Raw genomic sequence first — 13,802 nt, 5'->3', positions numbered from 1 at the left:
GCATGGCCGACCAACCGAATTCCCCGGATTCCTCCTCCCGTCCCGACAGCCGTGAACCGAACTGGGAGCGTGCGGCGCTCGAGCGGATCGCGCTCGCGGCCGTCAAGGAGCAGCGCGCGGCACGGCGCTGGAAGATCTTCTTCCGCTTCGCGTTCCTCGGCGTGTTCGTGCTGCTTGCGTTCGCGCTGATCGATTTCTCGAGCGATGCGAAGTTCTCGGCGAGCGGGCGGCATACGGCGCTCGTGACGATCGACGGCGAGATCGCCGCCGGCGTCAACGCGAACGCCGACGACATCAACACGGCGCTCGACGCCGCGTTCGACGACGACGGTACGGCCGGCGTCGTGCTGCGGATCAACAGCCCGGGCGGCAGCCCGGTGCAGGCCGGGATGGTCTACGACGAGATCCGGCGGCTGCGCGCGAAGCATCCGGACAAGCCGCTGTACGTCGTCGTGACCGACATGTGTGCATCGGGCGGCTATTACATCGCGTCCGCGGCCGACAAGATCTTCGTCGACAAGGCAAGCATCGTCGGGTCGATCGGCGTGCTGATGGACGGGTTCGGCTTTACCGGCCTGATGGGCAAGCTCGGCGTCGAGCGGCGCCTGCATACCTCGGGCGAAAACAAGGGCTTCTACGACCCGTTCTCGCCCGACACGCCGAAGATGGACGCGCATGCGCAGGCGTTGCTCGACCAGGTGCACGCGCAGTTCATCAAGGCGGTGAAGGATGGCCGCGGCAAGCGGCTGCACGAGACGCCCGACATGTTCTCGGGCCTGTTCTGGACCGGCGAGAAGAGCGTCGAGCTCGGGCTCGCCGACGGCTTCGGTACGACCGACACGGTCGCGCGCGACGTGCTGAAGGCGCCCGATCTCGTCGACTATACGGTGAAGGAAAGCCTGACGAACCGTGTCGCGCGCAAGTTCGGCGCGGCCGTCGGCGGCGCCGCGATGAAGGCGCTGACGGCCGGCGGCGCGTCGGTCAGCCTGCGCTGACCGGAAGCGGGCGGGCCGCGATGGCCCGCCGATCGGCTGCCGGGCAGCCGCCGGTCGCGGCTTCAGTTCGCCAGCAGCAGGAAGATCGCAGGGCGCTTGTGCAGATTCGGCGCAGGCGCCTTTTTCCAGTCCGTCACGGTGCGGCTCGCGATCGTCTCGGTCGCGAGGGTCAGGTCGGCCGCGACGCAGATCTGCGTCGACGGTGCGCAGGTCGCGACGAGCGTGTCGAGCATCGCCTGATTCCGGTACGGCGTTTCGATGAAGATCTGCGTCTGGCGCGCCTTGCGTGACAGCTGCTCGAGTTCGCGCAGGCGTTTCGCACGCGCGGCCGCGTCGACCGGCAGGTAGCCGTTGAACGCGAAGCTCTGGCCGTTCAGGCCCGATGCCATCAGCGCGAGCAGGATCGAACTCGGCCCGACGAGCGGCACGACCTTCACCCCGCGCTCGTGTGCGCGGCGCACCAGCAAGGCGCCGGGATCGGCGACGGCCGGGCAGCCGGCTTCGGATACGAGGCCGGCGTCCGCACCGGCCAGCACGGGCGCGAGCAGCCGGTCGATCTGGCCGGCCGGCGTATTGACGTTCAGTTCGCTGATTTCGATTTCCTGGATCGGGCGCGTCGTGCCGATCTTCTTCAGAAACGCGCGCGTCGTCTTCGCGTTCTCGCCGATGTAATAGCCGAGCGTGCCGGCGCGTGCCTGCACGGCCGCGGGCAGGACGGCCGCGAGCATCGATTCGTCGCCTTCGCCGAGCGTGTTCGGAACGAGATAGAGCGTGCCGGCCGTCATGCGCGGTCTCCACGGGTGGTTGCAAACAGCGGATATTCGGCGGCGCGCAGCATCCGCGTGAGCGCGATCAGCGGCAGGCCGACGAGTGCCGTCGGGTCGTTCGAGTCGATCGCGTCGAGCAGCGCGATGCCGAGCCCTTCCGACTTGGCGCTGCCGGCGACGTCGTACGGCGTTTCCGCGCGCAGGTACGCATCGAGTTCGGCCTCGGGCAGCGAGCGGAAACGCACGCGCGTGACGACGTCCTCGACCTGCGCTTCGCCCGTGCGGCTGTCATACAGGCAGAGCGCGCTGTGGAATTCGACTTCGCGGCCCTGCATCGACGCGAGTTGCGCGAGCGCGCGCTCATGCGTGCCGGGTTTGCCGATCTGGAGCCCGTCGAAGGTCGCGACCTGGTCGGACCCGATTACGAGCACGCCGTCCGGCGCGTCGATCGTCGCGGCGACGGCGCGCGCTTTCGCGCCCGCAAGGCGCAGTGCGGTCGCGGCCGGCGTCTCGCCGTCGTGCGGGGTTTCGTCGAGGTCGGGCGACACGACGTCGAAGGGGATGCCGAGGCGCTCGAGGAGCGCGCGGCGGTAGCGTGAACTGGAGGCAAGAATCAGCCGCGGCGGGCGGCAAACGGTATCCGGCATGGTCGGTGGGATTGGTGAGTCGTCGGGTGTTGCGCAGCGTTGCTGCGGACGCAAGCTTAAGTGATTGACTGCAAAAGGTAAAACAGGTATGCTTTCCCGCTTTTCGTCGGCAGGCTTCCGTTGTGGTGGCGCCTGCCGGGTCTTCGGAAGTAAAGTACGGTCACCCGTACGCGAGCGGTGCCAAGCCGGATCCGCAAGTCAGCCTGTAGGCAGGAGCGCACATGAACACTTCTTCTGGCAAACCTGCTGCGGCGCCACTTGATCCGCATGCAGTCGACCTGTTCGAGTTCGCCCGCAGCGGGCGGCAGGCAGCAGGCGCGGTGCACCTCTCGCAACTGCCGCGCATGTTAAACGAAGTGCCCGCGGACGCGCCAGATCGCGACACGGTCTTCACATGGCAGGCGGAAGGGTTCACCCAGAAGGAGTTGCAGGACGACGGCGCCGACGGGCAGCAGCCGTATCTGCGCCTCGCGGTGCACGGTCATGCATGGCTCACGTGCCAGCGCTGCATGACCCCGTACGACCAGACGTTCGACGTCGACATGACGTACCGGGTCGTCGCGACCGAAGAAGAAGCTGAAGAATTTCCGCTCGACGACGATGAAGCCGATGTGATCGTGGGCTCACGCCAGTTCGATCTCGTCGACTTGATCGAAGAGGAATTGCTGCTTTCGTTGCCGCTCGTGCCCAAGCACGAGGTTTGCCCGGCAGTTCACGAAAGCCTCGTGTCGGGTGCGAGCGGTCCCGCGGAAGAGACGGACGAGGAGTCCGACGAAGCCGGGGACGAAGGCAAACGGCCGAATCCGTTCGCGGCGCTGGAAGCGCTGAAGAAGGGCGGTGACGGCACCAAGAAACACTAAGCAGTTGTGGCGCGGGAAGGCGTAAAGGCTTTGGGCCAGGGTAGTTAAGCGCCGGATCGGGCTGTGTTAGAATCCGGAAAATTATTTAGGAGTTAGTCATGGCAGTCCAGCAAAACAAGAAGTCGCCGTCGAAGCGCGGCATGCATCGTTCGCACGATTTCCTGACGGCAGCGCCGCTGGCAGTCGAGCCGAGCACGGGTGAAGTGCACCTGCGTCACCACGTCAGCCCGAACGGCTACTACCGCGGCAAGAAAGTCGTCAAGACGAAGAACGACTAAGCGTCAAGTCACGCGTTGCGCGCTACGTTTGCCGTTCGCGTGACAACTGGTTCGCTTGACACTTTCCTGGCTCAACAAAAAGGCGGCATTCAACTGCCGCTTTTTTGTGCCTGAAATTCGTCGCATTCCATGACCGTAAAGCTCACAATCGATTGCATGGGAGGCGACCACGGCCCGTCCGTGACCGTTCCCGCGGCAGTCAAGTTCGTCCGCGCGCATCCCGATGCGCACCTGATGCTCGTCGGCATCGAAAGCGCGATCCGCGCTCAGCTGAAAAAGCTGAAAGTCCTCGACGATCCCGCGCTGACCATCGTTCCCGCCACCGAAGTCGTGGCGATGGACGACCCTGTCGAAGTGGCGCTGCGCAAGAAGAAGGATTCTTCGATGCGCGTCGCACTCAACCACGTCAAGGAAGGCGCGGCGCAGGCCTGCATCTCCGCCGGCAATACCGGCGCGCTGATGGCCGTTTCCCGTTACGTACTCAAGACGCTGCCCGGCATCGAGCGGCCCGCGATCGCGTTCGCGCTGCCGAACCCGACCGGCTACACGATGATGCTGGACCTCGGCGCGAACGTCGACTGCGAGCCGCAGCACCTGCTGCAGTTCGCGGAAATGGGGCACGCGCTCGTGGCTGCGCTGGAAGGCAAGGAGCGTCCGACGATCGGCCTCTTGAACATCGGCGAAGAGATGATCAAGGGCAACGAGACGATCAAGCGCGCAGGCGAACTGCTGCGCGCCAGCACGCTCAACTTCCGTGGCAACGTCGAAGGCAACGACATCTACAAGGGCACGGTCGACGTGATCGTGTGCGACGGCTTCGTCGGCAACGTCGCGCTGAAGACGTCCGAGGGGCTCGCGCAGATGCTGTCGGACATCATCCGCGAAGAGTTCGGCCGCTCGCTGATGTCGAAGCTGATGGCGCTGCTCGCGCTGCCTGTCCTGATGCGTTTCAAGAAGCGCGTCGATCACCGCCAGTACAACGGCGCGGCGCTGCTGGGGCTGAAGAGCCTCGTGATCAAGAGCCATGGTTCGGCCGATGCCTACGCGTTTGAGTGGGCAATCAAACGCGGGTATGATGCCGTCAAAAACGGCGTGCTGGAGCGCCTCACGCGTGCGATGGCGGATAATTCGGTGTCGCTCGGCGACGGCGAACACAACGCGGGCGGCGCGGGCCATGCAAGCCCCGCCGCAGGCCATCACGCCGAACCTTCCGCTGCGCAATCCTCTAAAGCATAAATGGCCCAATCGACTCTCTATTCCCGCGTGCTCGGCACGGGCAGCTACCTGCCGCCTGACCGCGTCACGAACCAGCAGTTGACCGATCGTCTTGCGAAGGAAGGCATCGAGACGAGCGATGAATGGATCGTTGCGCGCACGGGCATCCATGCGCGCCATTTCGCCGCACCGGACGTCACGACCAGCGACCTCGCGCTCGAGGCGTCGCGTCGAGCGATCGAGGCCGCCGGCATCGATCCGCAGTCGATCGACCTGATCATCGTCGCGACTTCGACCCCCGATTTCGTGTTCCCGAGCACCGCGTGCCTGCTGCAGAACAAGCTCGGCATCAAGAACGGCGGCGCGGCCTTCGACGTGCAGGCCGTGTGTTCGGGCTTCGCGTACGCGATGGCGACGGCCGACAGCTTCATCCGCAGCGGCCAGCACCGCACCGCGCTCGTGGTGGGCGCGGAGACGTTCTCGCGCATTCTCGACTTCAAGGACCGCACGACCTGCGTGCTGTTCGGCGACGGCGCGGGCGCGGTGATCCTGTCCGCGTCGGAAGAGCCGGGCGTGCTCGGCAGCGCGCTGCACGCGGACGGCAGCTACTCGCATATCCTCTGCACGCCGGGCAACGTCAACCGCGGCGTGATCGAAGGCAGCGCGTTCCTGTACATGGACGGGCAGGCCGTGTTCAAGCTCGCGGTCAACGTGCTCGAGAAGGTCGCGATCGAGGCGCTCGCGAAGGCGAATCTCGCGCCCGAGCAGATCGACTGGCTGATTCCGCACCAGGCCAACATCCGCATCATGACCAGCACCTGCCGCAAGCTCGGCCTGCCGCAGGAGCGCATGGTCGTGACGGTCGACCAGCACGGCAACACGTCGGCCGCGTCGATCCCGCTGGCGCTCGATACCGCGGTACGCGACGGTCGCATCCAGCGTGGCCAGCACGTGCTGATCGAAGGCGTCGGCGGCGGCTTCACCTGGGGCGCGTCGGTCTTCCGCTACTGATCCGCGGCGCGCGACTGCTGCGCGCGGATCCCACCGGCGCGCCATTCGTGCGCGCCGTCCGAATCGATTCAATTGGGGACGATATGAAATTTGCATTCGTATTTCCGGGGCAGGGCTCGCAGGCGGTCGGCATGCTCAACGCATTCGCCGATCTGGCCGTCGTGCGCGAGACGCTCCAGGAGGCGTCCGATGCACTCAATCAGGATCTCGGCAAGCTGATCGCCGAAGGCCCGGCCGAAGAGCTGAACCTCACCGCCAACACGCAGCCCGTGATGCTGACCGCGGCCTATGCGTGCTATCGCGCGTGGCAGCAGGCGGGCGGCCCGGCGCCGTCGATCGTCGCCGGCCACAGCCTCGGCGAATACACGGCGCTCGTCGCCGCCGGCGCGCTCGCGTTCAAGGATGCCGTGCCGCTCGTGCGCTTTCGCGCGCAGGCGATGCAGACGGCCGTGCCGGTCGGCCAGGGCGGCATGGCCGCGATCCTGGGGCTCGATGACGACACGGTGCGTGCGGTATGCGCGGAAGCCGCGGAAGCGGGCGTCGTCGAAGCAGTGAACTTCAATGCGCCTGCACAGGTCGTTATCGCAGGCAACAAGGCCGCGGTCGAAAAGGCCTGCGAGATCGCGAAGGCGAAGGGCGCGAAGCGCGCGCTGCCGCTGCCGGTGTCGGCGCCGTTCCATTCGTCGCTGCTCAAGCCGGCGTCGGATCAGTTGCGCGACTACCTCGCGAACGTCGACGTGAAGGCGCCGCAGATTCCGGTCGTCAACAACATCGACGTCGCCGTGGTCAGCGATCCGGCCGCGATCAAGGACGCGCTGGTGCGCCAGGCCGCGGGCCCGGTGCGCTGGGTCGAGTGCGTGCAGCACATCGCAGGCACGGGCGTCACGCACGTGATCGAATGCGGTCCGGGCAAGGTGCTCGCCGGCCTGACGAAGCGCATCGACAGCAACCTGACGGGTGCGTCGGTGTTCGATCCGGCGTCGCTCGACGAAGCGCTCAAGCTGGTGACCGCCTGACGCGGCGCCTTTTCTCAAGAGACGGATATTCGATTCATGGACAAGACTCTCGATAAACAGGTTGCGATCGTTACCGGCGCATCGCGCGGCATCGGCCGTTCGATCGCGCTCGAACTCGCGCGCCTGGGCGCGACGGTGATCGGCACGGCGACGAGTGAGTCGGGCGCCGCAGCGATCACCGCGGCGTTCGCGGAAGCGGGCGTCACGGGTCGCGGTGCGGTGCTGAACGTCAACGACGCGGCAGCCGCCGAGGCGCTGATCGACGCGACCGTGAAGGAATTCGGTGCGCTGAACGTGCTCGTCAACAACGCGGGCATCACGCAGGACCAGCTCGCGATGCGGATGAAGGACGAGGACTGGGACGCAGTGATCGACACCAACCTGAAGTCGGTGTTCCGCCTGTCGCGCGCGGTGCTGCGCCCGATGATGAAGGCGCGTGGCGGGCGCATCATCAACATCACGTCGGTGGTCGGCTCGGCCGGTAACCCGGGTCAGGTCAACTACGCGGCTGCGAAGGCCGGCGTCGCGGGCATGACCCGTGCGCTCGCACGTGAAATCGGCAGCCGCGGCATCACCGTGAACTGTGTGGCGCCGGGCTTCATCGACACCGACATGACGAAGACGCTGCCGGAAGAACAGCAGGCCGCGCTCAAGACCCAGATTCCGCTCGGCCGCCTCGGCAGCCCGGAAGACATTGCCCATGCCGTCGCGTTCCTCGCATCGCCGCAGGCCGGTTACATCACCGGTACGACGCTGCACGTGAACGGCGGCATGTACATGTCGTAACGATTTTCGTTTACCATCCGCGCCGTATCCCGTTTTTCAGGCGGATCGGCGCTTGATCGACCATCAAGCCAACGCGCGTTTTGGCGTCAGCAAACCTGATAAAATGCGCGCACTTGTAAATCTGAACTTTCCCTCGGAGGGGTAATGGACAACATCGAACAACGTGTCAAGAAGATCGTCGCTGAACAACTGGGCGTCGCGGAAGCCGAGATCAAGAACGAAGCTTCGTTCGTGAACGACCTGGGCGCCGACTCGCTCGACACCGTCGAACTGGTGATGGCTCTCGAAGACGAGTTCGGCATGGAAATCCCGGACGAAGAAGCAGAGAAGATCACGACCGTTCAGCAAGCGATCGACTACGCTCGCGCAAACGTCAAGGCGTAACAGGCGCCTTTCGCGCTTGTCCGCCACGTCGCCGCGATCTTCGCGATTGACGCGCCATCCTGCCGGCCTCGCGCCGGACGGACTAACAGCCACAGGGCTCGCAGGGCTGGTTCCTGTGGCCACTGTGGCTTTTGTTTTTGTCATCCAATAATGGAAAAGAGGTTACCGTGAGCCGCCGTCGTGTTGTTGTTACAGGCCTGGGGCTGATTTCGCCTGTTGGCAATAATGTTGCCGACGGCTGGGCCAATCTCGTCGCCGGCAAGTCCGGCATTGCCACCGTCACGAAGTTCGACCCGTCGAACCTCGCCGTCCATTTTGCGGGCGAAGTGAAGGGGTTCAGCGCCGAGGAGTACATCCCGGCGAAGGAAGCCCGGAACATGGATACGTTCATCCATTACGGCATCGCCGCCGGCGTCCAGGCCATCAAGGACAGCGGGCTGGAAGTGAACGAAACCAATGCGGAACGCATCGGCGTGCTGGTCGGTTCCGGCATCGGCGGCCTGCCGATGATCGAAGATACGCACCAGACCTACGTCGATCGCGGCGCGCGCCGGATTTCGCCGTTCTTCGTGCCGGGCTCGATCATCAACATGATCTCGGGTCACCTGAGCATCATGTTCGGCCTGAAGGGCCCGAACCTCGCGGCCGTCACGGCCTGCACGACCGGCCTGCACAGCATCGGCCTCGCGGCGCGCCTGATCCAGGCCGGCGACGCCGACGTGATGGTCGCGGGCGGCGCCGAATCGACGGTGTCGCCGCTCGGCATCGGCGGTTTCGCGGCAGCGCGCGCGCTGTCGACCCGCAACGACGATCCGGCCACCGCGTCCCGACCGTGGGACAAGGACCGCGACGGCTTCGTGCTGGGCGAAGGTGCGGGCGTGATGGTGCTCGAGGAATACGAAGCGGCGAAGGCGCGCGGTGCGAAGATCTACGCGGAAGTCTCGGGCTTCGGCATGACGGGCGATGCGTACCACATGACCGCGCCGAACATGGACGGCCCGCGCCGCTGCATGGTCGCGGCACTGCGCGACGCCGGCGTGAACGCGGACGAGGTCCAGTACCTGAACGCGCATGGCACGTCGACGCCGCTGGGCGACAAGAACGAGTCCGACGCGGTGAAGGCGGCCTTCGGCGAGCATGCGTACAAGATCGTCGTGAACTCGACGAAGTCGATGACGGGCCACCTGCTGGGCGGCGCGGGCGGCCTCGAGTCGGTGTTCACGGTGCTCGCGCTGCACAACAACGTGTCGCCGCCGACCATCAACATCTTCAACCAGGACCCCGAGTGCGATCTCGATTACTGCGCGAACACCGCACGTGACATGAAGATCGACGTGGCCGTGAAGAACAACTTCGGCTTCGGCGGTACCAACGGCACGCTGGTGTTCAAGCGCGTCTGACGCCGCAGTCACTTGACGAGTCCATTCGATGCGCCGGCCGGGCGTCCGCAGCGCTTTGCGTTGCGGGCCTCGGCCGTGTCATATGTCGTGCTGGCCGCGTTCGTCGCGTCGGCTGCCGCGTCGGCCTACCTGTTCTGGGCGCCGCGCGCGGGCGCTGCTGCGGGCGCATGCGTGTCGGCCGTGACGGCCGCGCTGCTGGCCGTATGCGCCGCACGGGCCTGTGCCCGCCGGCTGCCGGCCGAGCTGCGGATCGACGCGTTCGGGGAAATTGCGGCGTTTGGCCGCACCGGGCGCCTGCTGGCCCGTGGCCGCGTGACGGGGCATGCGCACTGGAGCAGCCTGCTGCTGGTGCTGTCGGTCGGGCAGGGTGCCCGGCGGGCCCGGCCGCTGCTGATTCCGGCCGATGCGCTCGACGCCGCATCGTTCAGCGCGCTTTCCGTGCTGGCGAAGACGGCGGGCGCGGTGGGGCGGGCATGACGGCGGCGCGGTTACGTACCGTAACCAGCGTCCGGCGCGGGAACGTTACAATGACGCTCCGCGTTGCATCCCTAGTTAACGGATTTGTCAGGTGAGTGAAAAAGAAATCGATCAGGCTCTGGTCGAACGCGTACAGAAGGGCGACAAGGCGGCGTTCGAACTCCTGGTCTCCAAATACCACCGCAAGATCATTCGGCTGATCTCGCGCCTCGTGCGGGATCCCGCCGAGGTCGAGGATGTGGCCCAGGACGCGTTCATCAAGGCGTATCGTGCGCTGCCGCAATTCCGCGGCGAATCGGCGTTCTATACGTGGTTGTACCGAATTGCCGTCAACACGGCGAAGAACTACCTTGCGACGCAAGGCCGCCGGGCGCCGACCTCGACCGAGGCCGATGCGGAGGAAGCGGAAACTTTCTCCGACGCAGACCAACTAAGGGATATCAACACGCCTGAGTCGATGTTGATGAGCAAGCAGATTGCCGAGACGGTCAACGCTGCCATGGCTCTGCTGCCCGAGGAACTGCGCCAGGCAATTACGCTGCGCGAGATCGAGGGCCTGAGCTACGAAGAGATCGCGGAAATGATGGGCTGTCCGATCGGGACGGTCCGGTCGCGGATCTTCCGTGCACGCGAGGCAATCGCTGCCAAATTGCGTCCGCTGCTCGATACGCCCGAAGGCAAGCGCTGGTAAGCGCGACAGGCGGAGCGACGCGGGTCGGGGTCTAGTTACGGTTAGAGTCGTGAAGTCACGACGGGGTGTGCAAGATGGGGAGCATCATGGGGTCGGTCAATACGCAGTCGCAAGCGTGCTCGCGCGGCGAGCGCCTTTCCGCGCTGGTCGACGGCGAAATGTTCGATGGCCCGGACAACGGGCAGTTTCTGGCTGAGCTCAACCGCGCGGATCGCGCTGCGTGGGCCCATTACCACCTGATCGGCGATGCGCTGCGCTCGGACGAACTGGCGCTGTCGCCCGCGCTGAGCGTCGCGTTCACCGCGCGCATGTCGGCTGCGCTCGAAAGCGAGCCGCACCTGCTCGCGCCGGCGGCAGCGCCCGTCGCGCGCAAGCTGCTGTCGCTGCGCCGGCGCGTCGTGCCCGCGTTCGCGGTTGCCGCCGCGGCGGCCACGCTGACGTGGATCGTCGTCCCGCAAATGCAGACGGCCGGTGCCCCGGGCGCCGTCCAGGTCGCGTCGGCCGGTGCGCCGCAAGGCGGCAACCTGCAGCGCGTGACGGTTGCGCAGGCATCGGCCCAGCCGGGGCTGCAGGACGTCAACATCATCCGCGACGCCAGCCTCGACCAATACCTTGAAGCGCACCAGCAATTCGCGCAGCAGCCCGTCGTCACGGGTTCGATGCCGCTGATCCGCGCTGCCGTGACCACCACGCCAGGCCAATAAACCCGATGCGGACATTGCAGTTGAATCAAGCCATCTCCGGATGGAAGCGGCTGCCGGCCCTCCTGCTTTGCGCAGCCGCCCTGTTGTCCGTTCAATCCCTTCCTGCCAGCGCCCAGCAACCGGACGATCCCGTCGCGACCCGCAAGGGTGCCGCGGACTGGCTCGACCGCGTCCAGCAAGCGGCGCAGCAGCAGAGCTACGAAGGCACGTTCGTCTATCAGCGCGGCGGGTATGTGCAGTCGTCGCGCATTGCGCACGTCGCGTCCCGCGACGGCGAGTTCGAACGCATCGAGACGCTCGACGGCAAGCCGCGCAAGCTGCTGCGCCACAACGACGAGCTGTACACGTTCGTACCCGAGCGCAAGCTGTGCGTGGTCGAGCGCCGTCAGACGCGCGACTCGTTCCCCGCGCTGCTCGGCGCGAGCGGCGAGCACGTGATGTCCGTCTACGACGCGAAGTCGCTCGGCAAGGATCGTGTCGCGGGGATCGACGCGCAGGTCGTCGAGCTCGTGCCGAAGGACGCATACCGCTTCACGTACAAGCTGTGGGCCGATGCGCGCACGGGGCTGCTGCTGCGTTCGCAGACGCTCGATGCGAACGATCACGTGCTCGAGCAGATCGCGTTCTCGCAATTGCAGACGGGCGGCGCAAACGGCGACAAGGCCGCGATCGCGGCCGGCATGCGCAACCTGAGCGGCTGGACGGTCGTACGTCCGCCGGTCGCGACGGTCGACATGGAAGCGCAGGGCTGGCAACTCGCACCGAGTGTCGCCGGTTTCCAGAAGATTCGTGAGGTGCGCCGGCCGATGGCCGCGCGCGACGCGGGTGAGCCGCCGATTCCGGTCGATCAGGCCGTCTTCACCGATGGTCTCGCGACGATCTCGGTTTTCATCGAGCCGGCCGAAAAGAATACGCGCAAGGAAGGCGCGGGCAGCACCGGTGCAACGAACGTTCTCGTGAAGCGCCGCGGCGACTACTGGATCACCGTGCTCGGCGAAGTGCCGCCGGCTACGTTGCAGCAGTTCGCGTCTGCCATAGAATACAAGGCTTCCAAGTAACGCTACGGCTTCCGACATGATGAAACTCACGCTGCGCAAATGGCTCGCGGCGGCGGCGCTGTCTGCCTGCCTGCCGCTCGTGCCACATACCGCGGTCGCGGTGACGGCTCCCGCTGCCAGCCTGCCCGACTTCGCCGATCTGGTCGAAAAGGTCGGGCCGGCCGTCGTGAACATCCGGACCACCGCCAACGTGCCGACGAGCAGCGGCCCGCGCGGGATGCTCCCGCCGGGCTTCGACAACGGCGACATGTCGGAATTCTTCCGGCGCTTCTTCGGCATTCCGCTGCCGCAGGCGCCCGGCAATGGTGGCGGCAACCCGAAGAACGCGCCGGCGCCGGACAATCCGCCCGACACCGAACAGAATCGCGGCGTCGGCTCGGGTTTCATCGTGTCGGCCGACGGTTACGTGATGACCAATGCGCACGTCGTCGACGATGCGGACACCATCTACGTGACGCTGACCGACAAGCGCGAATTCAAGGCGAAGCTGATCGGCGTCGACGATCGCACGGACGTCGCGGTCGTCAAGATCCAGGCGTCGAACCTGCCGGTCGTCGCGATCGGCGATTCGAACAAGGTGCGTGTCGGCGAGTGGGTCGTCGCGATCGGTTCGCCGTTCGGCCTCGACAACACGGTGACGGCCGGCATCGTCAGCTCGAAGAGCCGCAACACGGGCGACTACCTGCCGTTCATCCAGACCGACGTCGCCGTGAACCCCGGCAACTCGGGCGGCCCGCTGATCAACATGCAGGGCGAGGTGATCGGCATCAACTCGCAGATCTACAGCCGTACCGGCGGCTTCATGGGCATCTCGTTCGCGATTCCGATCGACGAGGCGATGCGCGTGGCCGACCAGCTGAAGGCGACGGGCAAGGTCACGCGCGGCCGGATCGCGGTGGCGATCGGCGAAGTGACGAAGGACGTGGCCGACTCGATCGGGCTGCCGAAGGCGGAGGGCGCGCTCGTCAGCAGCGTCGAGCCGGGCGGTCCGGCCGACAAGGCGGGCATCCAGCCGGGCGACATCATCCTGAAGTTCAATGGCCGTTCGGTCGACACGGCGTCGGATCTGCCGCGCATGGTCGGCGACACGAAGCCGGGCACGAAGGCGACGGTCAGCTTGTGGCGCAAGGGTCAGGCACGCGATCTGCCGATCACGATCGCGGAAACCCCGGCCGAATCGACGGCGAAGGCCGAGCAGCGCAAGAACGCGCCGCAGAAGCCGCGCCAGGCCAACTCGCTCGGTCTGACGGTCAGCGACCTGACGGCGGAGCAGATGAAGACGCTGAAGCTGAAGAACGGCGTGCAGATCGACGGCGTCGACGGCCCGGCCGCCCGTGCGGGCTTGCAGCGCGGCGACATCGTGCTGCGTGTCGGCGACACCGACATCACGAACGCGAAGCAGTTCGCCGAAGTGACCGCGCAGCTCGATCCGCAGAAGGCGGTCGCGGTACTCGTGCGGCGCGGCGACAATACGCAGTTCGTGCCCGTGCGGCCGCGCCAGAAATAACGCGCC

General features: G+C 66.0%; 16 protein-coding genes. 14 read left to right on the top strand and 2 right to left on the bottom strand.

Going from position 1 to position 13,802, the window contains the following annotated elements; genetic code table 11:
* Positions 1–2: 2 nt before the first annotated feature.
* Positions 3–995 carry a S49 family peptidase gene (locus ABIC51_RS33315; protein ID WP_027788015.1) on the top strand — a complete coding sequence of 331 codons (993 nt, stop codon included), beginning with the start codon at positions 3–5 and terminating at the stop codon, positions 993–995.
* 62 nt (positions 996–1,057) lie between these two features.
* On the opposite strand, the gene ABIC51_RS33310 is transcribed toward ABIC51_RS33315, so the two are convergent.
* Positions 1,058–1,780: an SAM-dependent methyltransferase gene (locus tag ABIC51_RS33310; RefSeq protein WP_027788014.1), complete on the bottom strand. Its 723-nt coding sequence runs from the start codon at positions 1,778–1,780 to the stop codon at positions 1,058–1,060.
* Complete coding sequence (locus ABIC51_RS33305; RefSeq protein ID WP_175897845.1) at positions 1,777–2,409, bottom strand: Maf-like protein; 633 nt, start codon at positions 2,407–2,409, stop codon at positions 1,777–1,779. Before ABIC51_RS33305 ends, ABIC51_RS33310 begins: the two co-directional genes overlap by 4 nt.
* Positions 2,410–2,630: 221 nt before the next feature.
* Here ABIC51_RS33305 and ABIC51_RS33300 point away from each other — a divergent pair, with 221 nt between their 5' ends.
* From ABIC51_RS33300 to ABIC51_RS33240, 13 genes are all read left to right on the top strand, one after another.
* Positions 2,631–3,269, top strand: a complete 639-nt coding sequence (locus tag ABIC51_RS33300; protein WP_021159702.1) for a DUF177 domain-containing protein — start codon at positions 2,631–2,633, stop codon at positions 3,267–3,269.
* Positions 3,270–3,367: 98 nt separating this feature from the next.
* Positions 3,368–3,547, top strand: coding sequence for a 50S ribosomal protein L32 (gene rpmF, locus ABIC51_RS33295; RefSeq protein WP_006051932.1), 180 nt, complete (start codon positions 3,368–3,370; stop codon positions 3,545–3,547).
* A 129-nt stretch (positions 3,548–3,676) separates the two neighbouring features.
* Positions 3,677–4,783, top strand: a complete 1,107-nt coding sequence (gene plsX, locus ABIC51_RS33290) for a phosphate acyltransferase PlsX (RefSeq protein WP_027788012.1) — start codon at positions 3,677–3,679, stop codon at positions 4,781–4,783.
* Positions 4,784–5,773, top strand: a complete 990-nt coding sequence (locus tag ABIC51_RS33285) for a beta-ketoacyl-ACP synthase III (RefSeq protein ID WP_027788011.1) — start codon at positions 4,784–4,786, stop codon at positions 5,771–5,773. It abuts the gene before it with no gap.
* An 83-nt stretch (positions 5,774–5,856) separates the two neighbouring features.
* Entirely contained in the window at positions 5,857–6,789 is a 933-nt protein-coding gene (gene fabD, locus ABIC51_RS33280) for an ACP S-malonyltransferase (protein ID WP_175897844.1), read from the top strand.
* Positions 6,790–6,825: 36 nt separating this feature from the next.
* A complete protein-coding gene (gene fabG, locus ABIC51_RS33275) occupies positions 6,826–7,575 on the top strand; it encodes a 3-oxoacyl-ACP reductase FabG (RefSeq protein WP_006476504.1) in 750 nt (249 codons plus the stop codon).
* A 144-nt stretch (positions 7,576–7,719) separates the two neighbouring features.
* Positions 7,720–7,959, top strand: coding sequence for an acyl carrier protein (gene acpP, locus ABIC51_RS33270; protein ID WP_004197638.1), 240 nt, complete (start codon positions 7,720–7,722; stop codon positions 7,957–7,959).
* Between the two features lie 167 nt (positions 7,960–8,126).
* Complete coding sequence (gene fabF / locus ABIC51_RS33265) at positions 8,127–9,359, top strand: beta-ketoacyl-ACP synthase II (protein WP_021159697.1); 1,233 nt, start codon at positions 8,127–8,129, stop codon at positions 9,357–9,359.
* 12 nt (positions 9,360–9,371) lie between these two features.
* Positions 9,372–9,836: a hypothetical protein gene (locus tag ABIC51_RS33260; RefSeq protein ID WP_048022972.1), complete on the top strand. Its 465-nt coding sequence runs from the start codon at positions 9,372–9,374 to the stop codon at positions 9,834–9,836.
* A gap of 91 nt (positions 9,837–9,927) precedes the next feature.
* Complete coding sequence (gene rpoE / locus ABIC51_RS33255; RefSeq protein ID WP_006490873.1) at positions 9,928–10,527, top strand: RNA polymerase sigma factor RpoE; 600 nt, start codon at positions 9,928–9,930, stop codon at positions 10,525–10,527.
* A gap of 86 nt (positions 10,528–10,613) precedes the next feature.
* Positions 10,614–11,231, top strand: coding sequence for a sigma-E factor negative regulatory protein (locus tag ABIC51_RS33250; RefSeq protein ID WP_027788009.1), 618 nt, complete (start codon positions 10,614–10,616; stop codon positions 11,229–11,231).
* 5 nt (positions 11,232–11,236) lie between these two features.
* Complete coding sequence (locus ABIC51_RS33245; protein ID WP_124534484.1) at positions 11,237–12,289, top strand: MucB/RseB C-terminal domain-containing protein; 1,053 nt, start codon at positions 11,237–11,239, stop codon at positions 12,287–12,289.
* Positions 12,290–12,305: 16 nt separating this feature from the next.
* Positions 12,306–13,796 carry a DegQ family serine endoprotease gene (locus ABIC51_RS33240; RefSeq protein WP_146253473.1) on the top strand — a complete coding sequence of 497 codons (1,491 nt, stop codon included), beginning with the start codon at positions 12,306–12,308 and terminating at the stop codon, positions 13,794–13,796.
* Positions 13,797–13,802: the final 6 nt, after the last annotated feature.

The organism is Burkholderia sp. 572 (assembly GCF_040545135.1).
In the GTDB taxonomy this organism is placed as follows: Bacteria; Pseudomonadota; Gammaproteobacteria; order Burkholderiales; family Burkholderiaceae; genus Burkholderia; species Burkholderia cepacia.
Note: the sequence above shows the minus strand (reverse complement) of the source record. Positions and strands in the feature narration are given on the sequence as shown.

Excerpts from the sequence above, each read along its gene's own strand:
- ABIC51_RS33245 (WP_124534484.1), top strand. The coding sequence starts at position 11,237 with ATGCGGACATTGCAGTTGAATCAAGCCATCTCCGGATGGAAGCGGCTG.
- fabD (WP_175897844.1), top strand. The coding sequence starts at position 5,857 with ATGAAATTTGCATTCGTATTTCCGGGGCAGGGCTCGCAGGCGGTCGGC.
- ABIC51_RS33300 (WP_021159702.1), top strand. The coding sequence starts at position 2,631 with ATGAACACTTCTTCTGGCAAACCTGCTGCGGCGCCACTTGATCCGCAT.
- acpP (WP_004197638.1), top strand. The coding sequence starts at position 7,720 with ATGGACAACATCGAACAACGTGTCAAGAAGATCGTCGCTGAACAACTG.
- ABIC51_RS33305 (WP_175897845.1), bottom strand. The coding sequence starts at position 2,409 with ATGCCGGATACCGTTTGCCGCCCGCCGCGGCTGATTCTTGCCTCCAGT.
- ABIC51_RS33250 (WP_027788009.1), top strand. The coding sequence starts at position 10,614 with ATGGGGTCGGTCAATACGCAGTCGCAAGCGTGCTCGCGCGGCGAGCGC.
- ABIC51_RS33240 (WP_146253473.1), top strand. The coding sequence starts at position 12,306 with ATGATGAAACTCACGCTGCGCAAATGGCTCGCGGCGGCGGCGCTGTCT.
- ABIC51_RS33315 (WP_027788015.1), top strand. The coding sequence starts at position 3 with ATGGCCGACCAACCGAATTCCCCGGATTCCTCCTCCCGTCCCGACAGC.
- ABIC51_RS33310 (WP_027788014.1), bottom strand. The coding sequence starts at position 1,780 with ATGACGGCCGGCACGCTCTATCTCGTTCCGAACACGCTCGGCGAAGGC.
- fabG (WP_006476504.1), top strand. The coding sequence starts at position 6,826 with ATGGACAAGACTCTCGATAAACAGGTTGCGATCGTTACCGGCGCATCG.
- plsX (WP_027788012.1), top strand. The coding sequence starts at position 3,677 with ATGACCGTAAAGCTCACAATCGATTGCATGGGAGGCGACCACGGCCCG.
- rpmF (WP_006051932.1), top strand. The coding sequence starts at position 3,368 with ATGGCAGTCCAGCAAAACAAGAAGTCGCCGTCGAAGCGCGGCATGCAT.
- ABIC51_RS33285 (WP_027788011.1), top strand. The coding sequence starts at position 4,784 with ATGGCCCAATCGACTCTCTATTCCCGCGTGCTCGGCACGGGCAGCTAC.